This window comes from Arthrobacter sp. SAFR-044, assembly GCF_051965175.1.
Taxonomy (GTDB): domain Bacteria; phylum Actinomycetota; class Actinomycetes; order Actinomycetales; family Micrococcaceae; genus Arthrobacter.
Genome location: NZ_JBQCMK010000012.1, coordinates 19,972 through 45,530, shown reverse-complemented (window position 1 = coordinate 45,530; position 25,559 = coordinate 19,972). Strand labels below are relative to the sequence as shown.

25 protein-coding genes and 2 tRNA genes are annotated in these 25,559 nt (G+C 62.9%); 15 read left to right on the top strand and 12 right to left on the bottom strand.

The window, feature by feature from the left end; all coding sequences use genetic code 11:
- Nucleotides 1–510: 510 nt before the first annotated feature.
- The 8 genes from ACTHQS_RS17120 to rpmH form a co-directional block, all read right to left on the bottom strand.
- Nucleotides 511–1,809: a ParB/RepB/Spo0J family partition protein gene (locus tag ACTHQS_RS17120; RefSeq protein WP_440171320.1), complete on the bottom strand. Its 1,299-nt coding sequence runs from the start codon at nucleotides 1,807–1,809 to the stop codon at nucleotides 511–513.
- Between the two features lie 65 nt (nucleotides 1,810–1,874).
- A complete protein-coding gene (locus ACTHQS_RS17115) occupies nucleotides 1,875–2,957 on the bottom strand; it encodes a ParA family protein (RefSeq protein ID WP_440171318.1) in 1,083 nt (360 codons plus the stop codon).
- An 89-nt stretch (nucleotides 2,958–3,046) separates the two neighbouring features.
- The gene (rsmG, locus tag ACTHQS_RS17110) at nucleotides 3,047–3,697 is read right to left on the bottom strand and encodes a 16S rRNA (guanine(527)-N(7))-methyltransferase RsmG (RefSeq protein ID WP_440171316.1); all 651 of its coding nucleotides are present in this window, start codon (nucleotides 3,695–3,697) and stop codon (nucleotides 3,047–3,049) included.
- Between the two features lie 20 nt (nucleotides 3,698–3,717).
- Entirely contained in the window at nucleotides 3,718–4,281 is a 564-nt protein-coding gene (locus ACTHQS_RS17105; protein WP_440171314.1) for a Jag family protein, read from the bottom strand.
- Entirely contained in the window at nucleotides 4,281–5,252 is a 972-nt protein-coding gene (gene yidC, locus ACTHQS_RS17100) for a membrane protein insertase YidC (RefSeq protein ID WP_440171312.1), read from the bottom strand. The genes ACTHQS_RS17105 and yidC overlap by 1 nt, the downstream gene beginning before the upstream one ends.
- Before the next feature lie 15 nt (nucleotides 5,253–5,267).
- On the bottom strand, nucleotides 5,268–5,660 hold the full coding sequence (gene yidD / locus ACTHQS_RS17095; protein ID WP_440171310.1) for a membrane protein insertion efficiency factor YidD: 393 nt from the start codon (nucleotides 5,658–5,660) through the stop codon (nucleotides 5,268–5,270).
- Nucleotides 5,653–6,063, bottom strand: a complete 411-nt coding sequence (gene rnpA, locus ACTHQS_RS17090) for a ribonuclease P protein component (RefSeq protein ID WP_440171308.1) — start codon at nucleotides 6,061–6,063, stop codon at nucleotides 5,653–5,655. Before rnpA ends, yidD begins: the two co-directional genes overlap by 8 nt.
- 40 nt (nucleotides 6,064–6,103) lie before the next feature.
- Nucleotides 6,104–6,241, bottom strand: coding sequence for a 50S ribosomal protein L34 (gene rpmH / locus ACTHQS_RS17085; RefSeq protein ID WP_003800212.1), 138 nt, complete (start codon nucleotides 6,239–6,241; stop codon nucleotides 6,104–6,106).
- Between the two features lie 469 nt (nucleotides 6,242–6,710).
- Between rpmH and dnaA the strand changes: the two genes are divergently transcribed.
- The 12 genes from dnaA to ACTHQS_RS17025 all read left to right on the top strand — a co-directional run bounded on the left by dnaA (nucleotide 6,711) and on the right by ACTHQS_RS17025 (nucleotide 19,914).
- Nucleotides 6,711–8,132 (top strand): chromosomal replication initiator protein DnaA, encoded by a 1,422-nt coding sequence (gene dnaA / locus ACTHQS_RS17080; RefSeq protein WP_440171306.1) that lies wholly within the window; start codon nucleotides 6,711–6,713, stop codon nucleotides 8,130–8,132.
- 538 nt (nucleotides 8,133–8,670) lie between these two features.
- Nucleotides 8,671–9,795, top strand: a complete 1,125-nt coding sequence (dnaN, locus tag ACTHQS_RS17075; RefSeq protein ID WP_440171304.1) for a DNA polymerase III subunit beta — start codon at nucleotides 8,671–8,673, stop codon at nucleotides 9,793–9,795.
- A gap of 53 nt (nucleotides 9,796–9,848) precedes the next feature.
- A complete protein-coding gene (gene gnd, locus ACTHQS_RS17070; RefSeq protein ID WP_440171302.1) occupies nucleotides 9,849–10,733 on the top strand; it encodes a phosphogluconate dehydrogenase (NAD(+)-dependent, decarboxylating) in 885 nt (294 codons plus the stop codon).
- Nucleotides 10,734–10,778: 45 nt separating this feature from the next.
- Nucleotides 10,779–11,984 carry a DNA replication/repair protein RecF gene (recF, locus tag ACTHQS_RS17065; protein ID WP_440171300.1) on the top strand — a complete coding sequence of 402 codons (1,206 nt, stop codon included), beginning with the start codon at nucleotides 10,779–10,781 and terminating at the stop codon, nucleotides 11,982–11,984.
- The gene (locus ACTHQS_RS17060; protein WP_440171298.1) at nucleotides 11,974–12,528 is read left to right on the top strand and encodes a DUF721 domain-containing protein; all 555 of its coding nucleotides are present in this window, start codon (nucleotides 11,974–11,976) and stop codon (nucleotides 12,526–12,528) included. The genes recF and ACTHQS_RS17060 overlap by 11 nt, the downstream gene beginning before the upstream one ends.
- A gap of 379 nt (nucleotides 12,529–12,907) precedes the next feature.
- Nucleotides 12,908–14,995, top strand: coding sequence for a DNA topoisomerase (ATP-hydrolyzing) subunit B (gene gyrB / locus ACTHQS_RS17055; RefSeq protein WP_440171296.1), 2,088 nt, complete (start codon nucleotides 12,908–12,910; stop codon nucleotides 14,993–14,995).
- Nucleotides 14,996–15,050: 55 nt separating this feature from the next.
- Nucleotides 15,051–17,729, top strand: coding sequence for a DNA gyrase subunit A (gene gyrA, locus ACTHQS_RS17050; RefSeq protein WP_440171294.1), 2,679 nt, complete (start codon nucleotides 15,051–15,053; stop codon nucleotides 17,727–17,729).
- Nucleotides 17,722–18,369: a DUF3566 domain-containing protein gene (locus tag ACTHQS_RS17045; RefSeq protein WP_440171292.1), complete on the top strand. Its 648-nt coding sequence runs from the start codon at nucleotides 17,722–17,724 to the stop codon at nucleotides 18,367–18,369. Before gyrA ends, ACTHQS_RS17045 begins: the two co-directional genes overlap by 8 nt.
- A 97-nt stretch (nucleotides 18,370–18,466) precedes the next feature.
- Nucleotides 18,467–18,540 (top strand) — tRNA-Ile (locus ACTHQS_RS17040).
- Nucleotides 18,541–18,610: 70 nt separating this feature from the next.
- Complete coding sequence (locus ACTHQS_RS17035) at nucleotides 18,611–18,727, top strand: DLW-39 family protein (protein ID WP_210411329.1); 117 nt, start codon at nucleotides 18,611–18,613, stop codon at nucleotides 18,725–18,727.
- Between the two features lie 72 nt (nucleotides 18,728–18,799).
- Nucleotides 18,800–18,875: transfer RNA gene (locus ACTHQS_RS17030), tRNA-Ala, on the top strand.
- Nucleotides 18,876–18,957: 82 nt separating this feature from the next.
- The gene (locus ACTHQS_RS17025) at nucleotides 18,958–19,914 is read left to right on the top strand and encodes a DMT family transporter (RefSeq protein ID WP_440171289.1); all 957 of its coding nucleotides are present in this window, start codon (nucleotides 18,958–18,960) and stop codon (nucleotides 19,912–19,914) included.
- 3 nt (nucleotides 19,915–19,917) lie between these two features.
- Here ACTHQS_RS17025 and ACTHQS_RS17020 read toward each other — a convergent pair whose 3' ends face one another.
- Together ACTHQS_RS17020 and ACTHQS_RS17015 are read right to left on the bottom strand one after the other, a co-directional pair.
- Nucleotides 19,918–20,793, bottom strand: coding sequence for a glycosyltransferase (locus ACTHQS_RS17020; RefSeq protein ID WP_440171287.1), 876 nt, complete (start codon nucleotides 20,791–20,793; stop codon nucleotides 19,918–19,920).
- A 101-nt stretch (nucleotides 20,794–20,894) separates the two neighbouring features.
- Nucleotides 20,895–21,824, bottom strand: coding sequence for a hypothetical protein (locus tag ACTHQS_RS17015; protein WP_440171286.1), 930 nt, complete (start codon nucleotides 21,822–21,824; stop codon nucleotides 20,895–20,897).
- Nucleotides 21,825–21,978: 154 nt separating this feature from the next.
- On the opposite strand from ACTHQS_RS17015, the gene ACTHQS_RS17010 reads away from it, so the two are divergent.
- The 3 genes from ACTHQS_RS17010 (at nucleotide 21,979) to ACTHQS_RS17000 (ending at nucleotide 24,417) form a co-directional block, all read left to right on the top strand.
- Nucleotides 21,979–22,524: a peptidylprolyl isomerase gene (locus ACTHQS_RS17010; RefSeq protein WP_440171284.1), complete on the top strand. Its 546-nt coding sequence runs from the start codon at nucleotides 21,979–21,981 to the stop codon at nucleotides 22,522–22,524.
- A gap of 9 nt (nucleotides 22,525–22,533) precedes the next feature.
- On the top strand, nucleotides 22,534–23,412 hold the full coding sequence (locus ACTHQS_RS17005) for a rhomboid family intramembrane serine protease (RefSeq protein ID WP_440171282.1): 879 nt from the start codon (nucleotides 22,534–22,536) through the stop codon (nucleotides 23,410–23,412).
- A gap of 537 nt (nucleotides 23,413–23,949) precedes the next feature.
- Complete coding sequence (locus ACTHQS_RS17000) at nucleotides 23,950–24,417, top strand: carboxymuconolactone decarboxylase family protein (RefSeq protein WP_440171281.1); 468 nt, start codon at nucleotides 23,950–23,952, stop codon at nucleotides 24,415–24,417.
- A gap of 214 nt (nucleotides 24,418–24,631) precedes the next feature.
- On the opposite strand, the gene ACTHQS_RS16995 is transcribed toward ACTHQS_RS17000, so the two are convergent.
- A complete protein-coding gene (locus ACTHQS_RS16995; RefSeq protein ID WP_440171279.1) occupies nucleotides 24,632–25,222 on the bottom strand; it encodes a DNA-3-methyladenine glycosylase I in 591 nt (196 codons plus the stop codon).
- A 56-nt stretch (nucleotides 25,223–25,278) separates the two neighbouring features.
- Nucleotides 25,279–25,530, bottom strand: a complete 252-nt coding sequence (locus ACTHQS_RS16990) for a cell division protein CrgA (RefSeq protein WP_141158788.1) — start codon at nucleotides 25,528–25,530, stop codon at nucleotides 25,279–25,281.
- Between the last annotated feature and the right edge of the window lie 29 nt (nucleotides 25,531–25,559).

Genomic DNA, 25,559 nt, shown 5'->3' with positions numbered 1-25,559 from the left:
ATGTCGCCAGTAATCCAAGCACGGAATGCAAGACGTGTTTCACGTGAAACGTCGCAGCCGGGTAAGGGATCGAAAGGAGTTACCCTGTTCACTGGGCCAGCGTCACACCGCGGATCAGCAATCACCACGTAGGTTTAGCCAAGTCCTATCCTCGTTGAGCTGAAGCTCGGCTGTACTGCGGGAGCGGAGGCGCCAGTAGGCTAGTCACAAAAAGATCGAGGTATCCCGTTCAGGCAGACATCGAGGTATCCCGTTCAGGCAGACTGGGCAGCAATCGCCCTAGTACGTTGCAGCAAGCGTCGGCGCCGTCCAGATCGGGTTATGAAAGCAGTGCTACAAGGGAGGCACGGAAGCACCATCACGTGCGGGACATAAAGGGAAAGTGCAGGCGAGGCGCCAATCGAGCCAGTCTCGCGGTCGCTTATATTCATTGATCTGAGGTCCGCGAGGCACTACGCAAAACAGAAACAAAAAAGGCCCGGTCCACAACGGACCGGGCCTCTTCTGGACTCAATTATTGGAACCGGGAGCCAAAACGTCCATAATCCGGTTCAGGTCCTCAACGCTGGCAAATTCGATGCTGACTTTGCCTTTCCTGACACCCAGGGAGATCTTGACGTTGGTGTCCAAGCGATCTGAGAGCGAAGAGGCAAGGTAATCCAGTCGTTCATGCCTGGCCCCAGGACGCGGAATGTTGTTCTTGACCGGCTTGGCAGGATCCTGGTACAGGGTCACTGCTTCCTCTGTTGCCCGAACAGACATCCCTTCGGCAACGATTTTCTGGGCGAGGCGCTCCATGGCGGCCGCGTCAGGCAGCGAGAGAAGGGCCCTGGCGTGGCCAGCGGACAGCACACCGGCGGCTACGCGGCGCTGAACCAGCGGTGGCAGCTTCAGGAGACGCAGGGTGTTGGAGACTTGGGGCCGGGAGCGACCGATACGGTCCGCCAGCTGCTCGTGGGTGGTACCGAAGTCCTCCAGGAGTTGCTGGTAAGCCGCAGCCTCTTCCAGGGGGTTCAGCTGGCTGCGATGGAGGTTCTCGAGCAGGGCGTCCCGCAGAAGGTCGTCATCGGTGGTGTCCCGGATGATCGCGGGGATGGTTTCCAGCCCTGCTGCCTGCACTGCGCGCCAGCGGCGTTCACCCATGACAAGTTCGTAGGGTTCACTACCGTCTTCGGTTGAAGTACGAACCACGACTGGCTGCAGGACGCCGATTTCACGGACTGAGTGAACCAGCTCAGCCATGTCGTCTTCATCGAAGACACTTCTAGGTTGCTTCCGGTTGGGATGGATATCGGCGACGGGGATCTCCGCGAAGCGGGCACCCGGAACCTCTACGAGCTCAACACCGGAGTCCCCAGGACTACTTACGTCGGCGCTGGCGGCAGGAGCGTTGCTCTCTGGCCTCTCGGCACCAGCAGGCGCCTCCATTGGAGGAGCGGGCTCAGCTGCTGCCTTAGCCTCCGCAGCGGACGCCTTTTTGGCAGGAGCCTTTTTCGCCGAAGCCGCAGCTGCAGAAGGAGCGGGCTTCTCTCCGTCCCCACTGCCGTTGTCCACGGTGGACTTTGCAGCTCCCGACCTGGCTGGGGAACGGCGTGATGCCGCCGATTCCGCCGAGTCATTGTCCTGCGACCTGGCAGCGGCAGGCGCTGCAGGCTGCTCCAAGGGTTCGGTCTTCTTCCGGCCCTCGGGGAAAAACAAGTCCACAGGTCGGGATACCGCCCCGCCGTTACCGGAAGACCCATTGGCTGCGGCGGAACTAGGAATCAGCGCGCCAAGACCGCGGCCTAGGCCCCGTCGCTTCTCGCTCATGGGTAAATCCCTCCAGTGGTGGAGGCAGGACCAGCCTGGCTCCGTGCGTTGCGGTATTGAAGATTCTAGCGTTCGGCTATTTCAGCAGCGGCTTCCAAGTATGAAAGAGCACCACTCGAGGAAGGGTCGTATGTCATAACCGTCTGCTGGTAGCTCGGGGCCTCCGAGATGCGCACCGAGCGCGGAACGACGGCCGAGAGCACCTGGTCGGGGAAGTGCTGGCGCACCTCAGCGGCTACCTGTGCAGCAAGGTTGGTGCGGCCGTCATACATAGTAAGCAGGATGGTGGATACAACAAGATCGGCGTTGAGGTGCTTTTGGATCATCTCAATGTTCTTGAGCAGCTGGCTAAGGCCTTCCAGGGCGTAGTACTCGCACTGGATGGGAATCAGTACCTCGTTGGCCGCACAGAAAGCATTGACTGTCAGCAGGCCCAGGCTGGGCGGGCAGTCGATGAAGACGTAGTCCAGGCGCTCTTCGCCGTTCTTCTCGCGCGTCTTCGCGTAGACATCGATGGCCCGGCGCAAACGCTGTTCACGGGCCACGAGCGATACCAGTTCAATTTCGGCGCCGGCGAGGTGGATCGTGGCCGGCGCGCAGATCAGTTTTCCTATGTCCGGGCACGGGGCGACTACGTCAGCCAGCGGGACGTCGTTGATCAAGACGTCGTAGATGCTGTCGACGTCTGCATGGTGTTCAATGCCCAGTGCAGTGGAAGCATTGCCCTGCGGGTCGATATCGATAACAAGGACATTCAGCCCGGCGGCCGCCAGGGCCGCGGCGATGTTGACGGTCGTGGTGGTTTTGCCCACCCCGCCCTTTTGGTTGGAAACGGTAAAGACCCGAGTCTTTTCGGGCCGCGGCAGGTTCCTCCCCATCAGACGCTCACGGCGTTTGGTTTCGTGGGCGAGCTCACGGGCGATGGGACTCGAGTCGTCGATGGCGTCCATGACGTTGGAACGACCGGCAGAGGTTGTTTCACGTGAAACGGCGTTTCCCAGAGATGGCGAGGCAACCGCCTTAGGATGATTACCGCCGCGACCAGGAGCCATGGCGGTACCCGCCAGTCCTGACCCAGCGACAGAACGTGCCGACCCCAAGGACACAAACGGCGGGATCCGTTGTGCGGAGGCTTCACTACTGGTCACTGGGGCACACTCACTCTCGTTCAGCCAATTTTGCTGCCGTTGTCTAGCCTAGCTGCTCCGGCCTGCTGACAGCCGTCAGCGGGCCCGCGTTAGGACTTCTTTTGGGACTTGTTCACCACGATGCGGACCACCGTGGTGGGCTCCTCCAGGAGGTTGTCGCCCACTGTCAGCACCGACGTCTCCACGCCACCCAGCTTGCGGATGGTCTTGGCAGCCTTCTCGATCTCTTCAGCCGCGCTGCGGCCCTTGATCGCCACCACTTCGCCGTGCCCACCCAGCAGCGGGATGGTGAGGCCGGCAAGGTTGGACAGCGCGGATACGGCGCGGGCCGTCACAACGTCCGCATGCACGTGGCCCACGGCCAGCTCGGCCCGGGTGCGCATCACCGTGACGTTGTCCAGGCCGAGGTCATCAACCACTTCCTGGAGCCAGATCACCCTTCGTTCCAGCGGTTCGATGAGGGTCAGTTCCAGGTCCGGACGTGCGATGGCAAGGCAAAGGCCCGGCAGTCCGGCGCCGCTTCCGACGTCGGCCACGTGGCTCCCGTGGGCGATCTCGCTTTCGATGACGGCACAATTGAGCACATGGCGGCTCCACAGCCTGGGAACCTCACGCGGGCCAATCAGGCCCCGTTCGGTCCCGGACGTGGCGAGGTGCTCCACATAGCGTTTGGCCAGCTCGAGGCGGTCGCCGAAGATCTTCTCAGCAGCGCGAAGCTCTGCTGCCGTGATGTCAACCATAACTATTGGGTCAGCATTCTCTAGTCTGCGGAAACAACAATGTGGCGGCCGGCGCCTTCGCCCTCGGACTCGCTGACCAGGCCGAGGTCGGCCACAGCGTCGTGCACGATCTTGCGTTCGTAGGCGCTCATCGGTTCAAGGGCGACCGACTTGCCGGTTTCCTTCACGGAAGCCGCGGCGTCCTCGGCGATTTTCTGCAGATGTCCGGTGCGTTCCTGCCGGTAACCATTGATGTCCAGGACAAGCCGGGAACGGTTCTCTGTTGCGGACAGGACGGCGAGGCGGGTGAGCTCCTGCAGGGCTTCGAGGACTTCGCCGTCCTCACCAACCAGGCCCTCCAGCCCTTCGGTCTCCTCCTCGGCGACGATGGAGATGTAAGTCCGTCCGTTGCGGACCTCGATGTCGATGTCACCGTCGATGTCGGCGATGTCCAGCAGTTCCTCCAGGTAGTCGGCAGCGACATCCCCCTCTTCCTCGAGGCGGCTGGCGGCGGAACCCTTGGCAGCGGAATCATCCTGGCTCACGGACTCGTCCTGATCTTCGATCGCTTCAGAAAAGGCGTGTTCGGTGCTCTCAGCTGACATTACTTCTTCTTCCTGTTCTTGCGCTGGGGCTGGACGCGCTGTCCCTTGGTCTCAAGTGCGGCAGCCTCGGCGGCGTCGGCTGCTTCGTCCCGCTTCCCGCTCAGGACGGAAAGGGCCGGCAGGCCCTTGGCGGCACGGCGCTCGGCGAGGGCCTTGGCTGCGGGCGATCCCGGCGTCGGCATGCGTCGGATGACGAAGAACTGCTGGCCCATGGTCCAAAGGTTGGTGGTGGTCCAGTAGATCAGGACGCCGATGGGGAAGTTGATGCCACCCACGCCGAAGACGAGGGGCAGGATGTAGAGCATCATCTTCTGCTGCCGCATGAACGGGCTGGCCATGGCTTCTTCGGACATGTTCTTGGCCATGATCTGCTTCTGGGTGATGAACTGCGAGGCCGTCATGGCGAGGATCATCACGATGGAAAGGATCCACACAGCAGCCTGGTTGCCGGTACCCCCGCCATGCAGCAGGGAGGCGGACAGCGGAGCCCCGAAGATGCTCGAGGCGTCGAACTCGACAACCTGCTCGTGGCTCATCGCACCGATGCCGGCGCCCTGGTCCTTGGCCTGCGAGATGCCGGAGAGCACCTGGAACAGGGCAAAGAAGAACGGCATCTGGATCAGCATGGGCAGGCATGCGGAGAACGGGTTGGTCCCGTGCTTCTTGTACATGGCCATCTGTTCCTGGGCCATGGCCTGGCGGGACAGCTGGTCAGTCTTGCCCTTGTACTTGTCCTGGAGCTTCTTCAGGTCAGGCTGCAGCAACTGCATGCCGCGCTGGGCCTTGATCTGCTTGACGAATACCGGGATCAGGGCGGCACGGATCACCAGCACCAGTCCGATGATGGACAGAGTCCAGGTCCAGCCGTTCGCGGCGGGCATCCCGATGGCGCTCAGGCCATCGTGGAATCCAATCATGATGATGGAAACCAGCCACTTGAACGGGGCCATGATTGTTCCAAAGAAGTCCATACTTATCCCTATTCGTCAGGCCGCACTGCGGCCTTCTTCATCAGTCCGAGCAACCAGGTACCGGTCCGGATTGTTCAGCACAACAATTGTGGGGGTCTGGCCCGCTGGCCATTCCCGGCCGCCGGCGGGGACGTGGTCCACTCCGCCGGCGTTCCATGGGTGGCAGTGGCCAAGGCGGCGCGCCGCAAGCCAGCTTCCTTTGACCGCGCCGTGGACGGTGACCGCTTCAAGGGCATAGGCCGAACATGAAGGGAAGAACCGGCAGACCGGACCGTACAAGGGAGAAACCACCTTGCGGTAGCCCATCAGCAGAAGAATGAGGATGTTCCGGGGCAGGTTCCAGAGGAACTTCCCGACGGCGGCAATCACGTTGCGGAGACGGGCGACGACGGCGCTGGCGTTAGGCACGCGGTGTCCCCTCCTGTGTTGTACCGGCTGAACCCTTGGCGGCAGCCCGTGGAGGGCGGCCGGCCAGCCGGTTCAGCGTAGATTCCAGTGCAGCGTTGTAGTCCGACAGCAGCTGGTCCCAGCTGGCAGAGGCGGACGCCGGAAGCGCCCGCACTACGATAGCGAGTCCCGTACCGTGCTCACGCAACGAGGCAGCACCTGCTTCTCTCAGTCTCCTCTTAACGAGGTTCCTGACCACAGCGTTCCCTACACTCTTGGAAACAATGAACCCGATCCGGCTGGGTTCGTCGGCAGCAATGGCTGCCGCATATAACACTACGTTCCGGCGTCCATTGCGGACACCGGAACGTACAGTTGTTGAAAAATCGGTTGGGGTCCTCAAGCGGTTGCGGGCGGCCAGCACCTTAAACTCGCAAGGGAATGTCTACCGACAAGCCAGTTATTTAGGCCGACAGTTCGGTGCGGCCCTTGCCACGACGGGCTGCCAGGATGGCACGGCCGGCACGGGTACGCATACGAAGGCGGAAGCCGTGCTTCTTGGCTCGACGGCGGTTATTCGGCTGAAAAGTCCGCTTGCTCACGTTAGTTACTCCAGTGGATCAAAGGTGCGCCCACCCGATCAGTAAAGGGGAAGAACTGGCCGACGCTAAGTTTTGTATATGCACGCTTCCCCCGACTGCCCAGGCGCACTGCGCCAGGATGTTCAGATGGGGCCCAAAAAGCGGACACAAAGGACTTCACAACGTTAGGGCAATCTGCAGGCCTTAGTCAAACCGGAGGGGCCCTTCGAGGCTGTCCCCAACTGTTCCTAACTATCCCCAACAGCCTGTGGATGAAGTGGCTCACAGAGGCCCTTCCGAAACCACACCGATGTAATTATCCACAGCCGGATAGCCAGCTATCTTCTAGGCTTTTCATCCCCTAGAGTGTCCCAGTAGCCGATTATCCACGGACTGTGCATAACCCTGTGGATGAAGCTGGGCCAGGACCTGGTTCCGGACTTGGGGCTGCAGGCAATGCAGGCATAGCAAGTTTTGAGGGAACCGATTGATGACAGTAGACGAAGCCAACCACGCCAATACTGTCGGAAGTTCCTGGCGTCGGGTTGTCAGCCTGCTGGAACAGGACCACCGCGTATCACCCCGCCAGCGCGGTTTTGTCATCCTTGCCCAGGCGCAGGGCCTCATCGGTTCCACCCTCCTGGTTGCCGTTCCCAACGAACTCACCCGCGAGGTGCTCCAGACCCAGGTCAAGGAAGCCCTTGACGATGCACTGCACAACGTCTTTTCTGACGACATCCGCTGCGCCATCGACGTGGACACTGACCTGGTCCCCATCCATGTGGAGCCCGAACCCGTCGTCGAACCTGCTTTCGCGCCGGACCAGGTCATCGAGCAGAAGCCGCAGCCAATGCTGCCCAGCACGTCGCACGAATTCGGCCGGCTGAACCCCAAGTACGTCTTTGACACCTTCGTGATTGGTTCCTCCAACCGGTTCGCCCATGCGGCTGCCGTTGCTGTTGCCGAGGCGCCCGCCAAGGCGTACAACCCGCTCTTCATCTATGGTGACTCCGGCCTGGGCAAGACCCATCTCCTGCATGCCATCGGCCACTACGCCAGGCGGCTGTACAGCGGGATCCGGGTCCGATACGTGAATTCGGAAGAATTCACCAACGACTTCATCAACTCGATCCGCGATGACGAGGGCACCAGCTTCAAGACGACCTACCGCAACGTGGACGTCCTGCTGATCGATGACATCCAGTTCCTGGCCGGCAAGGACCGGACGCTGGAGGAGTTCTTCCACACCTTCAATGCCCTGCACAACAACAACAAGCAGGTGGTCATCACCTCGGACCAGCCGCCCAAGCTGCTGGCCGGGTTCGAAGACCGCATGAAGTCCCGCTTCGAGTGGGGCCTGCTGACCGACATCCAGCCGCCGGAACTTGAAACCCGGATCGCCATCCTCCGCAAGAAGGCGCTGAGTGAGGGCCTGTCGGCGCCGGACGATGCGCTGGAGTACATCGCATCCAAGATCTCCAGCAACATCCGCGAGCTGGAGGGCGCTTTGATCAGGGTGACAGCCTTTGCCAGCCTGAACCGCCAGCCGGTGGACGTGGCCCTTGCAGAGATGGTCCTGAAGGACCTGATTACCGACGACGGCGCCCAGGAGATCACATCCGCCCAGATCCTTCAGCAGACGGCTGACTACTTCAAGCTCAGCATGGAAGAACTGTGCAGCAAATCCCGGACCCGGACGCTGGTGACTGCGCGGCAGATCGCCATGTACCTCTGCCGGGAGCTCACGGACATGTCGCTTCCCAAGATCGGCCAGGAACTTGGCGGCCGCGACCACACCACCGTCATCCACGCCGACCGGAAGATCCGCGAACTGATGGCGGAGCGTCGTGTGATCTACAACCAGGTCACAGAGCTGACCAACCGGATCAAGCAGCAGCAGCGCGACTCCTGAATCCACACCGCGCCCCGCACTCTATACCTTATTAACAGGGGCGTGTGGATAAGCCTGTGGATACTTAAGGGGACAAGCGCGGTTAATGGGCTTAAAACCCTTAAGCCGTCTGTGGATCGTTAAAAGCGGTCTTTCGCCTTGTCCCCATCCACACCCTGTTTAAAACCCCTTAACACACACTCGGTGAACAGGGCTTAAGCGCGGAACTGCGCGGCAGGACCGGGTTATCCACAGTTTCCACAGCAGTTATTAACACTACTAATCCCAAAAAATTGAAATCCCTCAAACAACAAGAACGTTCCGCGCATCCGGCACACGGGGCCTGCCGGCCCCTGAGGGGGCTGGACCGAACTTTGGGGGATGGGTTAATCCCCGATCTTCCGGCTAAGCTGTCAGCAGCGCTCCCATCCCTGGGTTTTCGTGTGGTTTCCGTCTTCGCGGACCATGCACCAGCCGGGGTGCGCCCAACTTCTTCCGGAGTTTCCTGCGAAACTCCCGGGTTTTACATGGCAGCAGCAATGAAAGGCGGCACCCTTCCGTGAAGTTCAGAGTCGATCGGGACGTCCTGGCAGAAGCCGTCACCTGGACAGCCCGGTCGTTGTCTCCGCGGCCGCCCGTACCTGTCCTGTCAGGGCTGCTTTTGAAGGCTGAAGGCGGAACCGTCAGCCTTTCGAGCTTTGACTACGAGACCTCTGCACGGCTTGAAATCACCGCAGACATCAGGGACGAGGGCACCATTCTGGTATCCGGCCGGCTGCTCGCCGACATCTGTCGGAGCCTGCCTTCTGCTCCGGTGGATGTGGAAACAGACGGAAACAAGGTCACGCTCACCTGCCGTCGAAGCAGCTTCCACCTCGCCACCATGCCGGAAGCCGAATACCCGCCACTGCCTTCCCTGCCGGATATCAGCGGAACTGTCCCGGGCGATGCCTTCGCCCAGGCTGTTTCGCAGGTCATCATCGCGGCAAGCAAGGACGACACCCTCCCCATCCTCACCGGTGTGCGGATGGAGATCGAGGACGACCTGATCACGCTTCTGGCCACCGACCGCTACCGGCTGGCCATGCGCGAAGTCCCGTGGAAGCCGGTTACTCCAGGCATCTCCACCAGCGCCTTGGTCAAGGCCAAAACCCTCAACGAGGTAGCCAAAACGCTCGGTAACAGCGGCGACATCAACCTCGCCCTGGCCGACGATGACAGCCGGCTTATTGGCTTCGAAAGTGGCGGACGCACCACAACGTCGCTGCTGGTGGATGGGGACTACCCCAAGATCCGGTCGCTGTTCCCCGAGTCCACCCCCATCCACGCGACGGTCCAGACCCAGGAACTGGTTGAAGCTGTCCGCCGTGTGTCCCTCGTGGCAGAGCGCAACACTCCGGTCCGGCTTGCCTTCACTGCCGGTCTGCTGAACCTGGATGCCGGCACCGGAGAGGACGCCCAGGCATCGGAAGAACTGGAGGCCCAGCTGTCCGGTGATGACATCACGGTGGCCTTCAACCCGCATTACCTGATCGAGGGACTCAGCGTCATCGAGACCAAGTTCGTCCGGTTCTCATTCACCACAGCTCCCAAGCCCGCCATGATCACGGCGCAGGCGGACGCCGACGGCGAAGACCAGGATGACTACCGCTACCTGGTGATGCCGGTTCGACTCCCCAACTAGTCCCCCTCCACCGCCAACCCCGTTCCTCCCACTAGCGCAGAAAAGAGTTCCACATGCACATTGGACTGATCGGCCTCGGCAAAATGGGATTCAACATGCGTGAGCGCCTGCGCAAGGGAGGCCTGGAAGTCACTGGCTACGACCGGAACCCGGACGTCACTGATGCCGCCAGCGTCGATGACCTGATCGCTGCCGTTCCGGCACCAAGGATCATCTGGGTGATGGTGCCCTCGGGCCCCATCACGGACGCCGTCATCACTGAGCTGAGCGAAAAGCTGGAGTCAGGCGACCTGGTCATCGACGGTGGCAATTCCCGGTTCACCGAGGACCAGAAGCACGGCGAACTCCTTGCGTCCAAGGGGATCCGCTTCGCTGACTGCGGCGTGTCCGGCGGAGTCTGGGGGCTGCAGAACGGTTATGGACTCATGGCCGGTGGCGACGCAGCAGACATCGAACGCGCTTTGCCCGTTTTCGATGCGCTGCGTCCGGACGGTGAAAGGGCCGACAGCTTTGTCCACGTCGGCGGCGTCGGAGCCGGCCACTACGCCAAGATGGTGCACAACGGGATCGAGTACGGCCTGATGCAGGCCTACGCCGAAGGCTACGAACTGCTCGCGGCCAAGGACATTGTCACCGACCTCCCCGGCACGTTCAGGGCATGGCAAAAAGGAACGGTAGTCCGCTCGTGGCTCCTGGACCTCATGGTCAAGGCCCTTGACGAAGACCCGGGGCTGGCCTCGATTGACGACTACGTGGAGGATTCCGGTGAAGGCCGCTGGACCGTTGAGGAAGCCATCGCCAACGCAGTCCCCGCCCCGGCCATCACCGCCGCGCTGTTCGCCCGGTTCGCATCCCGGGAAGACACCTCGCCTGCCATGAAGATGGTTTCCGCGCTGCGCCACCAATTCGGCGGCCACGCAACCCGTCCCGCCAAGTAGTACCCATCGGGAACCAACAGAGTTCCCAGAATTGCCGATAACCGCGTGTATCTGGAACACCTTTCACTGACCGACTTCCGCAGTTACGCCCAGGTTGACCTCACCCTGGGACCCGGCGTCACCGTCCTGGTGGGATACAACGGCATCGGCAAGACCAACTTGATGGAGGCCATCGGTTACCTTGCCACGCTCAGCTCGCACCGGGTCAGCTCCGACGCCCCCCTGCTGAAGTTCGGCACGGAACGTGCCCTGGTGCGGGCGCGGCTGGTCCGCGGCAGCCAAACCACGGTCCTTGAACTGGAAATCAACGCCAGCCGCGCCAACCGGGGCCGCATCAACCGCAGCAACCCGGTCCGGGCCCGCGACATTCTCGGCATCTGCCAGACAGTCTTGTTTGCCCCGGAGGACCTGGCCCTGGTCAAGGGCGACCCCTCAAACCGCCGCCGCTTCCTGGACGAGCTGCTGGCAAGCCTCATCCCGCACCACGCCGCCACCCGCAGCGACTATGACCGGGTCCTGAAACAGCGCAACGCCCTGCTCAAATCGGCGCGGGCCGGAAAGTTCACGGCGGCACATGAGTCCACCCTGGATGTGTGGGACCAGCACATGGCCCGGGCCGGAGCCCAATTGCTGCATGCGCGGCTGGAGCTCGTGGAACGCCTCCGCCCGCACCTTGCCCGGGCCTATGCCCAACTCACGGACGCGTCCAAGCCGGCGGACGCCACCTACCGGTCAACCCTCCAGAACCAAATGGACGACGACGGCGTCCCGGCGGGAAACGCGCAGCGCACCGCACCGGGAGGTTCTTCAGGCGGCCAGGATGACCTCCGCCTTCTGTCCGTGGAGCAGCTCACGGAACGCTACGTCCAGGCATTCGCGGAATCCCGGAAGAAGGAACTCGAACGGGGTATATCCCTGGTTGGCCCGCACCGGGACGAACTGGATCTCATGCTCGGGCAAGCGCCTGCCAAGGGCTATGCGTCGCATGGGGAAACCTGGTCCATGTGCCTGTCCCTTCGCCTGGCCTCGTACTACGTGATGCTGGACGATGCCCGGACCGGAGGTTCTGCCCCGATCCTCATCCTCGACGACGTCTTTGCCGAACTCGACGTCCAGCGGCGGCGTAAACTGGCGGCAATAGTCTCCGGCGCGGAACAGGTCCTGGTGACCGCCGCCGTCGACGCCGATATTCCGGAAGAACTGTCCGGACGGCGGGTGAAGGTCATCCCGGGAGGTATCGATGAGCAGTGACCAGGGCGGCGGGCTCCAGCCCGGCCGCGAACCTGACGACATCGATGCCCCGCAGGCCGCCCTGAACCGGATGCGTGAAGCCGCCGCTGCCCGTGGCGAAGTCCGCCGGAAAGTGGCGCGGCCTGGTTCCCAAAAAGCTAAAGGCAGTATCCGGGACACCCGGGGCTTCAGCCAGTTCCACGCAACGGGCCGGGACCCCCTGGGATTGGGGAAGGTTGTGGGACGGCTGGTTGCGGAGCGTGGCTGGACATCACCCGTGGCGGTCGGCTCGGTCATGGCGGAATGGGCCACGCTCGTGGGGCCGGAAATCTCTGCCCACTGCACGCCGGAGAGCTTTACCGGCACCACCCTCCACGTGCGGTGCGATTCCACAGCCTGGGCCACCCAGCTTCGGCTTTTGAGCAGCAGCCTGCTCGATAAATTCCGCCGGGAACTGGGCGACGGCGTGGTCACCACCATCCAGGTCCTTGGCCCCTCTGCACCAAGCTGGCGCAAGGGCGGACGCAGCGTTAACGGCCGTGGGCCGCGGGACACGTACGGATAGCCGGAACCGCAGGTCTTGAAACTGCGCCCAAGGGCGTGTAGGGCCTTCTAAGGACTGCGGCGTGTATAGGCACCCGGGGGGCGTACCGCTGGGCCGCCCTAGGCAGGACCGAGAGCCTCGCATGGCGGTATTCGCTGCCGGCGAAGGCCCCGGAATGCAGGGATATGCGCTGGTTCGCGGTAGAATTGTCGCAGATAACTGGGCGCGGATGAAACGTTGACTTCAGTCCGTTCTCCGCGCACTTCCCGTGTGCGGAGACTGGATCACCAACCGTCAGCAGGTCACCGGCGCCATAAGTTTGTGCCTGTTGGCGGGTGGCTTTCCCCTTGGGAAGAGCAACCGGCCGGCCATCATCGAGAACAGAGGAGTCGCAGCGCCTGTGGCTAACGACAATACAGATATTCTGGCAGCAGATACAGCAGTCGAGGATGGCCGCACCCCTGATACTCCACCCGCGTCACCCACTCCAAGGGAATACGGCGCCAGTGACATCACTGTGCTCGAAGGCCTGGAGGCTGTCCGTAAGCGGCCAGGCATGTACATCGGCTCCACCGGTCCCCGCGGACTCCACCACCTTGTCTACGAAGTGGTGGACAACTCCGTTGATGAGGCGCTGGCAGGCTACTGCAGCCATATCGAGATAGTCCTGCAGGCCGACGGCGGCGTCAAGGTGGTTGACGACGGCCGTGGCATTCCCGTGGACATGCACCCGACCGAACACAAGCCCACCGTCGAGGTGGTCATGACCATCCTGCACGCCGGCGGCAAGTTCGGCGGCGGCGGATACGCAGTCTCCGGCGGCCTGCACGGTGTGGGCATCTCGGTGGTCAACGCCTTGTCCAGCCGCGTGGACACCGAAGTGAGGCGCCAAGGGCATGTATGGCGGATGTCCTTCGCTGACGGCGGCAAGCCGCAGGGCAGCCTGGTCAAGGGCGAAGAGACAGACACCACCGGCACCACCCAGACCTTCTACCCGGATCCGGCGATCTTCGAAACCACGGAATTCGATTTCGAAACGCTGCGCGCCCGCTTCCAGCAGATGGCGTTCCTGAACAAGGGCCTGCGGATTACCCTCACGGATGAGCGTGCTGCAGCCAGCGACGATGCCGACGGCGACCTGGACCTTGATGACCTCAGCACCGAGGGTGAGGTCAGCGCCGAACACCGCACCGTGGTGTACCAGTACAACGAAGGCCTGCTGGACTACGTCAGGCACCTGAACTCGGGCAAGAAGGTTGAGGTGGTCCACGAGGACGTCATCGCCTTCGAAACTGAGGACACGGAGCGCAAGATCGCCCTGGAAATGGCCATGCAGTGGACCAGCGCCTATTCCGAAAGCGTCCACACCTACGCCAACACCATCAACACCCATGAGGGCGGCACGCACGAAGAAGGCTTCCGCGCCGCTATGACCTCCCTTATCAACCGGTATGCCCGCGAAAAAGGCATTATCAAGGAGAAGGACGACAACCTCACGGGCGACGACATCCGCGAGGGCCTCACCGCCGTCATCTCGGTCAAGCTGGCCGAACCCCAGTTCGAGGGCCAGACCAAGACCAAGCTGGGCAACTCCGAGGTGAAGGGCTTCGTCCAGCGCGTGGTCACTGACGGCTTGGGCGATTGGCTGGAGCGCAATCCCGGTCCCGCCCGCGACGTGATCCGCAAGGCGATCTCTGCCGCGCAGGCCCGGATGGCGGCACGGAAGGCCCGCGACAACGCCCGGCGCAAGAGCCCGCTGGAATCCTTTGGCATGCCTGGCAAGCTTTCGGACTGCTCCTCCAAGGACCCGGAAAAGTGCGAGGTCTACATCGTGGAAGGTGACTCGGCCGGCGGCTCCGCCAAGCGTGGCCGCAACCCCGAGACCCAGGCCATCCTGCCCCTTCGCGGCAAGATCCTGAACGTGGAGCGCGCACGCCTGGACAAGGCCCTGGGCAACGCGGAAGTGCAGTCCATGATCACTGCCTTCGGTACCGGCATTGGCGAGGACTTCGACTTGGCCAAGCTGCGGTACCACAAAATCGTGCTCATGGCAGATGCCGACGTGGACGGCCAGCACATCACCACGCTGCTGATGACCCTGCTGTTCCGTTACATGCGGCCCCTGATCGAGAACGGCTACGTGTACCTGGCCCAGCCGCCGCTGTACCGGATCAAGTGGTCCAACGCCCCGCACGACTACGTATACAGCGACCGCGAACGCGACGCCAAGCTCGTGTCGGGCCAGGCCGCCGGCCGCCGTATCCCCAAGGACAACGGCATCCAGCGCTACAAGGGCCTTGGCGAGATGGACTACACCGAGTTGTGGGACACCACCATGGACCCCGACCACCGCACCCTGCTGCAGGTGACCATGGACGACGCCCTGGCCGCCGACCAGATCTTCTCCGTCCTCATGGGCGAAGACGTCGAATCCCGCCGCAACTTCATCCAGCAGAACGCCAAGGACGTCCGGTTCCTGGACATCTAAGGACCCGCTCCAAAGTATTCGGAACCAGACATATACCTGAAACGGAAAATAACCAATGAGCGACGAAACCCCCGAGAACTCCGCGCCTGAGGCCGGATCTCCGGACACCGTTCTTGAAGGCGACGTGCTGATCGACCGGGTGGAACAGGTGGACCTGCAGACGGAAATGCAGCGTTCCTACCTGGACTACGCGATGGCCGTCATCGTAGGCCGTGCCCTGCCGGACGTCCGCGACGGCCTCAAGCCCGTGCACCGCCGCGTGCTCTACGCGATGTTCGACGGCGGCTACCGCCCCGACCGGTCTTTCAACAAGTGCGCCCGCGTGGTGGGCGAGGTCATGGGCCAGTACCACCCCCACGGCGACACCGCGATCTATGACGCCCTGGTGCGCCTCATCCAGGACTGGACCATGCGCTACCCGCTGGCACTGGGGCAGGGCAACTTCGGTTCGCCGGGCAACGACGGCGCCGCCGCCCCGCGGTACACCGAAACCAAGATGGCCCCCCTGGCCATGGAAATGGTCCGGGACATCGACGAGGAAACCGTCGATTTCCAGGACAACTACGACGGTAAGAACCAGGAACCCACCATCCTGCCGGCCAGGTTCCCCAACCTGCTGGTGAACGGTTCCTCCGGCATCGCCGTGGGCATGGCCACCAACATCCCGCCGCACAACCTCCGGGAAGTGGCCGACGGTGTGCAGTGGTACCTCTCCAACCCCGGCGCCACGCGTGAGGAACTCCTCGAGGAACTGCTGGTGCGGGTCAAAGGACCGGATTTCCCAACAGGCGCCACCATCCTTGGCCACAAGGGCATCGAAGACGCGTACCGCACTGGCCGCGGATCCGTCACCATGCGCGCCGTGGTTGCCGTGGAGGAACTGCAGGGCCGCACCTGCCTGGTGGTCACCGAACTTCCGTACCAGGCCAACCCTGACAACCTGGCCATCAAGATCGCCGAACTGGTCAAGGACGGCAAGATCCAGGGCATTGCCGACCTCCGCGATGAAACCTCAGGACGCACCGGCCAGCGCCTGGTGATCGTGCTGAAGCGCGACGCCGTGCCCAAGGTGGTGCTGAACAACCTGTACAAGCACACCGAGCTGCAGAGCAACTTCTCCGCCAACATGCTGGCCATCGTTGACGGCGTCCCGCGGACCCTGAGCCTCGATGCGTTCATCCGGCACTGGGTGACGCACCAGATGGACGTCATCGCCCGGCGCACCCGGTACCGCCTGCGCAAGGCCGAAGAAGAGGCCCACATCCTGCGGGCCCTTTTGAAGGCACTGGACATGCTGGACGAGGTCATCGCCCTCATCCGCGCCTCCAGCACCACCGAGGCCGCACGGGACGGGCTGATGGAGCTGCTGGACATTGATGAGCTGCAGGCCCGGGCCATCCTTGATATGCAGCTGCGCCGCCTGGCTGCCCTGGAACGCCAGCGGATCCAGGAAAAGCACGAAGAACTCGAAGCGATGATCACCGAATACAAGGAAATCCTGGCTTCGGAGCAGCGTCAGCGCGAGATCATCAGCACCGAGCTGGGCGAAATCGTGGACAAGCACGGCGATGACCGTCGCACCAGGATCCTCATGGGTTACGACGGCGACATGTCCATGGAGGACCTGATCCCCGAAGAGGAGATGGTCGTCACCATTACCCGCGGCGGCTACGTCAAGCGCACCCGTAGCGACAACTACCGGTCGCAGCAGCGCGGCGGCAAGGGCATCAAGGGTGCCCAGCTGCGTGGTGACGACGTGGTGGAGCACTTCTTCGTCACCACAACCCACCACTGGCTGCTGTTCTTCACCAACCTGGGACGGGTCTACCGAGCCAAGGCCTACGAGTTGATGGAAGCGGGCAGGGACGCCAAGGGCCAGCACGTGGCCAACCTGATGGCCTTTCAGCCCGACGAACACATCGCCCAGGTCCTGGATCTCAAGGACTACCAGCAGGCGCCCTACCTGGTGCTTGCCACGAAGAGGGGCCTGGTGAAGAAGACCAGGCTGGAGGACTACGATACGAACCGCTCGGCAGGCGTGATCGCCATCAACCTGCGCGACGGCGACGAATTGGTCTCCGCCCAGCTTGTCTCGGAAACCGACGACCTCTTCCTGGTCTCCCGCAAGGGCCAGTCGATCCGCTTCACCGCAACCGACGACGCATTGCGCCCCATGGGACGTGCCACGTCCGGCGTTACCGGCATGAAGTTCCGGGAGGACGATGAACTGCTGGCGGCAGACGTAGTCACCGACGGCTCCTTCGTGTTCATCGTGACCGAAGGCGGCTATGCCAAGCGGACGGCCGTGGAGGAATACCGGCTGCAGGGCCGGGGCGGACTGGGCATCAAGGTAGGCAAATACCAGGAAGAACGCGGCCACCTGGTGGGTGCCCTGATCGTCCATGAAGAAGATGAAGTCCTGGTGGTCATGGAAGGCGGCAAGGTTGTCCGCTCCTCCGTCGCCGGTGTGCCTGCCAAGGGCCGCGACACCATGGGGGTCATCTTCGCCAAGCCGGACAAGAATGACCGGATTATCGAGGTGGCGCGCAACAGCGAACGCGGTCTTGAGGACGAAGAATCCGCCGCCGATGACGTAACGTTGGCTGAAGATGGCGGGACCGCTGGGGAATCCGCCGCGCCAGCAATGGCAGAAGAATCACCGGCCGTTGAGTCAGAGGACGCCTCGGGCGACGCTGAGCCGAACGAAGACAACACGGAGGTAACGAGTGAGTAATTCCGACTCATTTCCCAAGCCGAACAGCACTGTTCCCGACGGGAACCGGCCTTCAGCGGCGCCCCGCGTGAACGCCCCCGTTCGTCCGCAGCAGCGCCCCTCGGCGCCTGCCGGCGCGCCAGGCCAGCGGCCTGCCGTCCCGGGACAGCGCCCCCAGCAGGGCGACCGCCCCGTGCAGCCCGGCCAGCGCCCCTTCCAGGGCCAGCCCGGGCAGCGTTCCGCACAGGGTTCCAGCCAGGGAACACCTGGCCTGGTGAAGCCGGCGCCGAAGGCAAAAGTCCGCCGGGCGCGGCTGCTGATCAGCAAGGTGGACCCCTGGTCAGTCCTGAAGATGGCATTCCTGCTGTCTGTGGCACTGGGAATCGTCACCGTCGTGGCCGCCATCGTCCTGTGGACGGTCCTGGACCTCACCGGGATCTTCGACCAGGTGGACAGCCTGCTCGGGACGCTTGCAGGCTCCGAAGGCGGCGGCTTCGAACTGAAGAAGGTGGCCTCGCTGGGCCAGGTGGCATCATTCGCTACCATCATTGCCGTGGTCAACGTCGTCCTGCTGACGGCGCTGTCCATGCTTTCCGCTGTGCTGTACAACATCTCCGCCACCCTGGTGGGCGGCGTTGGCGTGACCCTCACCGACGATTAGGAAGCCATTTCCACCGGCTCCGCACCGGTGGAAAGGCCCGATTTGAGATCGGGCCGGGGTGTGCTGTAAAGTCATGTCTCGGCCCGATGAGGGATCGGGGCGTATAGCTCAGGCGGTTAGAGCGCTTCGCTGATAACGAAGAGGTCCCAGGTTCAAGTCCTGGTACGCCCACGGAACCTGTGCAGGTTTCAAACGGAGGTTTGGTCCGGATCATTCGGTACCGGACCGGAACGGGGAGCATGTGAAGAAGTTGCTGGTACTGGCAGCCGCAATCGCAGGCTTCCTGGTCTACCGAAAGGCACAGGAATCCGAAGCCCGGAAGACAGTCTGGAGCAAGTCAACCGATACGGTCGACTAGCCCGGACACCCGCTCCGGGAGCCTGTCAGGGGCTCCGCGGTTCTAGGGTATGATGGACGGGTTGCTTCTTATGGGGGCATGGCGCAATTGGTAGCGCACCTGCTTTGCAAGCAGGGGGTTCGGGGTTCGAGTCCCCGTGCCTCCACCATAGGAAAGTCCCGGTCAGCGGAAACGCCGGCCGGGACTTTTTGCTTTCCATCTGAGTAAGGAACCAGCACCAGGGGGCTGCAATGAACTTCTTCTTCGCGGCCCTGGGAGTCCTGGGCGTTGCATCGTCGGGACCCCTGATCGCGGCGACGCTTGGCGCCACCGGCGTCAGCGCCCTTGCCATTGCCTTCTGGCGCAATGCCATCGGGGCCGCGGTCATGGCGACCCCTACCCTGGTCCGGGAGCCCGGCCAGTTCCGCAGGATCAGCGGCCGCGAGTTCCGCTGGTCCATGCTGGCCGCCATTGCGCTTGCCTTCCACTTCGCCTGCTTCATCACGTCCCTTCAGCTGACGTCCGTTGCAGCTGCCACCGCCCTCGTGTGCCTGCAGTCCGCCTGGATTGCCGTCTTCCAGCTGTTCCGCGGCATCCGCCACCGTTGGCAGGTCCTGGCCGGGCTGGGGATCGCCTTCGGCGGTGTCGTGGCGATCACCGGCTTCGATATGGGATCTTCCCCGCAGGCACTCACGGGCGACCTGCTGGCGATGGCCGGCGGCGCCCTTGCCGGCCTCTATACGCTCGCCGGCGGCAAGGCACGGCAGAGTATGACCACCGGAACGTACACCACGCTGTGCTACGGCATGTGCGCGGCCCTCGTGGCCGTGCTGGCCGTGTTCGCTGGGCAGCCCCTGGCGGGTTTCGAACCCGCGGGATGGCTGGGCATCGCAGCCATCACCGTTTGTGCGCAGCTGGTGGGCCACACCGCCTTCAACCACCTGTTGGCCACCATGAGCCCCCTGATCGTCTCCATGATCATCCTCCTGGAAATCCCGGGGGCAGCGCTGTTGGCGGCCCTGTTCCTGCACGAGACCCTGCCCGCGGGCACCTATGCGGGGCTCGGGCTGATCCTGGCGGGACTCGCCGTCGTGGTCCTCGGCCAGAGAAACAGCAGGGGCCAAAGGAACGGCAGACGCGGCAGCGGTGGCACGGCGCCGCAGGAGGAACCGCCGTCGGAACGCCTCGCCGGGCTGGGAACTGACTGAGCGCTATTGTCCGCCGCGGCGGACTGGCTGGGCCGTATTAACGGTGTGGATTGCCCTGAGGAGCTTGGCCGGGAAGTACACCGAGAAGAAGACCACCATGGGGGCCTTGAGCGCCATTTTTTTGACGTTGTGGGCCTTGTAGGTGCGGTCGAACCGGGTGACGTAGTAGCGGTAGTCCCGCGGTGAATCTTCAAGCCGCCGCGCGGACATTCCGGACACCATCTGCGGCCAGTAGCGAACCGGCAGCTCATGGTCAGCCAGGTGCAGGGACAAATCGATGTCCTCGTGCATCTCGTCCTTCTCGTCCCGGCAGGTCTCGGAACGGATGGTCTCCCAGGCGCTGGCCCGCAGTGCCATGTTGGAGCCGAACAGGAAATGGTACTGGTGCTTGGCCAGCTTCAGCATGAGCTGGCGCATTTTGTCGTCCGCCTTGAGTCCAAAACGGCGCATCGGCATGTCGTAGTAGACCACAGGGCCGGTTGCAGCCTGGACCGACTGGTCAGCGAAGGCCTTCTGCACCTGCTCAACCCAGTCGGGTTCCACGATCGAGTCGGCGTCAATCCGGCCCAGGATATCCCCTGTGGCACTGTCCAGCCCGAAGTTCCGGGTGGGGATGAGCCCCTGCTCCCGGTCCTGGCTCAGGAGGATGATGGGGCTTTCCGGATACTCAAGCTGCATCTGGCGAACAATGTCAGCCGTCCGGTCCTTTGACAGGTTGTCCACCACGATGATCTCGTGGGCAGGAACGGACTGGTAGATGGCGGCTATCAGGCACTGCCTGATCACGCTCTCCTCGTTGTACGCCGGGATGACGATTGACACACGGAGCTGTACGGCTGCGTCGTTCACGGCATCCCCAGAGGATCGATTGGCTGACATCACTTCAAATCTAGCATCCGGGAACGATGCCCCCGCGGACGGGAAGAGACACAAAAGGGGGCCCCGCCGTCAAACGGAGCCCCCTGTGTGAACGGCGAAAATCAGGCCTGGCTGCTGCCCTTGTCTTCATCGGCAACCGTCTTGGCGCCGCCTTCGGTGTCGTCGGCAACGTGCTTGGCCTTATCGGCGGCGTCCGCTGACTTATCAGCGGCAGTCTCAGTTGCGTCACCGGCCTTGTCTGCGGCAGCATCGGCTATGGACGTGCCCTTGCCGGCGGCGTCGGCAGTTGTTGCGTTGACATCGCTGACCGTCGTGGCCGGAACGGGCGCAGGAGTCGGAGTGACGGGCGAGGGGGTCTTCCAGGGGTCTTCCACCGGCTTGGATGCCTTCCATGCCGCAACACCCGCAGCAACCGCGGCGGCCACCACGCCGAAGACCAGCCAGCCGCGCTTCTTGGGCTTCTCCGGCTGGGCCAGCTGGACGTCCACTGCGCGGCTGGCTCCTGCTGCGGCTGCCTTCAGCTGCGTGCCGGTGGCCTGGGCCTGCTCCTGGAGGGCGTGGATAATGCCCACGTCTCCCAGTTTCTGCGCAACAGCGTCAACCCGTGCGGGGGTGTTTTCCAGGGTGCGGTGAACGACGCCGGACGCCACGCCAATCTGGTCGGAGAGCTTGGGCAGGTACTCCACCACTACCCGGTCACGGGCATTGAGGACGACGGGAGTGGCCTTGTCCAGGGCTTCGTGCAGCCTGGGCGATGCGCCGTCAACCACGTCATTGATCTTCGGGGCTAGGTGGGCCAGGCCGTCCTGGATCCGGGGAGTCACGGTGGCAACACCGTCAGCCAGGCTGTGGGCCGCGGTCTTCAGGCCTTCCTGGATCTTGGGAGACGCGGTGTCCAGGCTCTGCTGCAGCCGCGGAACAGCCCAGTCCACGGCAGCTTCCACCCGGGGGGCCGCCCAATCCTTGGCGTTTTCCACCGCACTGGTGACCGACTGCTCAAGGTCACGGGCAATACGATCCGATTTCTTCACAACTACCTCCCGATTAATGTGACGGTTCTGTCGCTAGCCTACGTGCCCAGATCACCACGGGCTATTCACTCTGCGGATTTTAGGGGGATTTCACCCAGCGCGGAACTGCCCGCGGAGCCGTGGCTGCCCAGAACCGGCATGGGAGAATCAACCTATGACTGCCATCGCAACTGCAAAAGCAACCATCCACACCAGCCTCGGCGACATCGTGGTTAACCTCTTCGGCAACCACGCGCCCAAGACGGTCAAGAACTTCGTCGGCCTTGCCACCGGCGAGCAGGCGTGGACCCACCCGGAAACCGGCGAGGACAAGGCCGGCACGCCGCTCTACAACGGAACCATCTTCCACCGCATCATCAAGGACTTCATGATCCAGGCGGGCGATCCCCTGGGCCGTGGAACCGGTGGCCCCGGCTACCGCTTTGACGACGAGATCCACCCGGAACTGAGCTTCAACCAGCCCTACAAGCTGGCCATGGCCAACGCCGGCATCCAGATGGGCAAGGGAACCAACGGTTCACAGTTCTTCATCACCACCATTCCCACCGACTGGCTCCAGGGCAAGCACACCATCTTCGGTGAAGTGGCTGACGAGGAATCCAAGAAGGTCGTGGACGCCATCGAGGGTGTCCGCACCGGCATGGGCGACCGCCCGGTTGAGGACGTCACCATCAACAGCATCGACATCGAACAGCTGTAACGTCCCACCATGAGTTACGGAATTCCGTCGGCTGAGCCGTCCGCGCAGGTCCCGGTGTGCCCCCGGCACCCGGACCGGCCGTCCTACGTGCGCTGCCAGCGCTGTGGGCGCCCGGCCTGCCCGGACTGCCAGCGGGCGGCCGCCGTCGGATTCCAATGCGTTGACTGCGTCAACGAAACAAAACGTACGACGCCGGAAGTACGGACCGTCTACGGCGGTGCCGTTGCCACTGGCAAGCCTTTGGTGACGTTCGGCATCATCGCAGCCTGCGTTGTGGTCTACGCACTGCAAATGCTCATCCCCGGCGATTGGGTTTACAAACAGTTCGCCTACAACAACATCTTTGCCGCCCCGCAGTACGGCGCGTTCGAGCCGTGGCGGATGGTGACCTCAGCTTTCCTCCATTCCCCGGACTCGCTGCTGCACATCCTCCTGAACATGTACACGCTGTGGATCTTCGGCCAGGCCCTGGAACCCATCCTCGGCCGGGTCCGCTTCCTGGCGCTGTACCTTATCTCTGCTCTTGGCGGTTCAGTGGGTTACCTGCTGATGAACCCCGTGCTGGTGCCAGGGCAGGGCCTGGTTGGGCTGGTGGGCGCCTCCGGAGCCATCTTCGGCCTCTTCGGCGCCATGCTGCTGGTCCAACGGCAGCGCGGCGGTGATACCCGGCAGCTGTGGGTCCTGATCGCCATCAACGGCGTCATTGGTTTCCTGATCCCCCACATCGCCTGGCAGGCCCACCTTGGCGGCCTCATCACCGGCGGCCTCTGTGCCGCGGTCCTTGCCTACACACCCCGGGGACGCCGCCAGGGCCTTCTCCAGGCGCTGGGACTCGCCGCCGTTTTTGCGCTGCTTGTCGCTGCGAGCTGGATACGGGTGACACTCTAGCCGCCGCTTTTCCAACACCCGCATGCCCCCGACACCGTTGGTGCCGGGGGCATTCGTGTTTTCCACAGCCTTTGTCCACAGTGTTGGTAACTTACATTGCTGTAGTTCAATAGCGTCTTCGCCGCGTTCCGGGCCTTGGCCCCTGATAAGCGGGGAGCTGGGCCGCTGTTCTCCACATCTGTGGATAACCTGTGGGGATAGTGCTGTGCGTAAGTGGATAAGCGGCCCTCTGAGTGCCGTTCTGTGGAAAAGTCATCGCCCGGCAGAGGCGCAGGCCCCCTCTGCCCTCCTTCACAGGAGGTTATCGACACCGCTATCCACACTGTTAATAAGTGACAGGAGTGTTGTTTTCGTGCCGTCCCCGACCGCAGGAGTAGGGCAAGGGGGCCTCGAGTGGCAGAATTTCCACGCCGTTTCCCACAGCTGTGGATAACTTGTGGGTATCGCGATGTTGGTAAGTGGATAATGCCGGCAGCTGCGGCCCGCTGCCTGCCTATGATGGTTGCCTGCCAGCCGTTCAACCTGACAAGGACACCCGTGAGCGCCACCGAGCACTTGTACCTGGATAAACAACACCCTGCCCTCTGGAGGGCGATCAGCGGGCTTGGCCTGAAAGTGCAGGAAGCGGCCGAAGAAGCTGGAATCGGGCGGGGCCTGCTGGAACTGCTCAACGTACGGATTTCCCAGATCAACGGCTGCGCCTACTGCCTGGACCTCCACGTGCGGAAGGCCGGCGAGGCGGGGGAAAGCCCCCAACGGCTGGCGGTACTGCCTGCGTGGCGCGAAACGGCTCTGTTCACGGACAAAGAGCGGGCCGCGCTGGCCCTGGTGGAGAGCATCACCGAACTCCGGAACGAGGAGTCAAGGGAGCACGCGGAGGCGTACGCGCGGGAGCGTCTCACAGCTGACGAGTTTTCGGCTGTGAGCTGGGTTGCCGTGACCATGAATGCGTTTAACAGGGTGTCCATCACCAGCCACCATCCGGTCCGGCGGAACCGTCCCTAGGCTCAATGGGCCGCCGGGCGGGATGTGTCCCCCGAGGGTCCTTGGATTTATCCACAGGTATTCCACACTGTTAATAACCACATCTTCCCGGCAGCTTTGGGCGGAAAGGCGCTGCACGGGGCTGCTGTCGCTGTCTACAGAGCTCGAAAGGAAGGTTGTCCACACTGTGGATAACCTTCCCAACAGCTGGGGATAACGGGTAGCGGTAGGGTCTTTAGGCCTGCATGGACCAGATGCCGGAGGAACCGCGGCGGTGGCTGTCCAGGAGATGGGTGTCCACTATTCCCACGGCCTCCATCAGCGCAAACATGGTGGTGGGACCAACAAAGGAGAAGCCGCGCTTGCGGAGCGCCTTGGACAGGGCCACCGACTCCGCTGACTGCGTGGGGATATCGGCAGCCACGGCCGGCTCCGGGGTGCTGGCCGGGCGGAAGCTCCAAACAAAGTCCACCAGTCCGCCGTCGTTGCGAAGTTCCAGGGTGGCCTGTGCATTCTTGACCGCGGCAAGGATTTTGAGCCGGTTCCTGATGATTCCCGGATCCTGCATGAGCCGCTCCACGTCGGACCCGCTGAACGTGGCAACCTGTTCCGGATCGAAGCCGGCAAAGGCGGCACGGAAGGCCGGACGCTTACGCAGTATGGTGGCCCAGGACAGACCGGCCTGGAAACCCTCCAAGCAGATCCGCTCGTAGAGGCCCTGCTCGTCAGTGACGGGCAGTCCCCATTCCTGGTCGTAATAGTCGCGCATGAGCGGATCTGTGGCAGCCCAGGCAGGACGGGCCAGTCCATCCTCGCCAACGATCACTCCGCTGGAATCGGGAGCCAGTGGGGTCCCCCTTGGAACAGTTCCCTCGGCAAGCGCTAGGAGCGCCAGCGGGTGGTCATCAGGAACCCGACGATGGCGATGCCGAAGCCCGCCACGATGTTCCAGGACTGCCAGGCCTGGACCGGGAAGCGTCCCTCGCTGATGTAGAAGGTGATGATCCAGAAGAGACCGATGATCATAAGGCCAAACATGACCGGCTTGAACCACACGGGGTTGGGCTTGTAGGCCTGCGGGGACGCCGGTTGGGCGGTGCTGGCGGTCTTTCGGCGGGGCTTTGACTCGGGCACTGGCTCTCCTTGGCGGGCTGGGCAAGCTC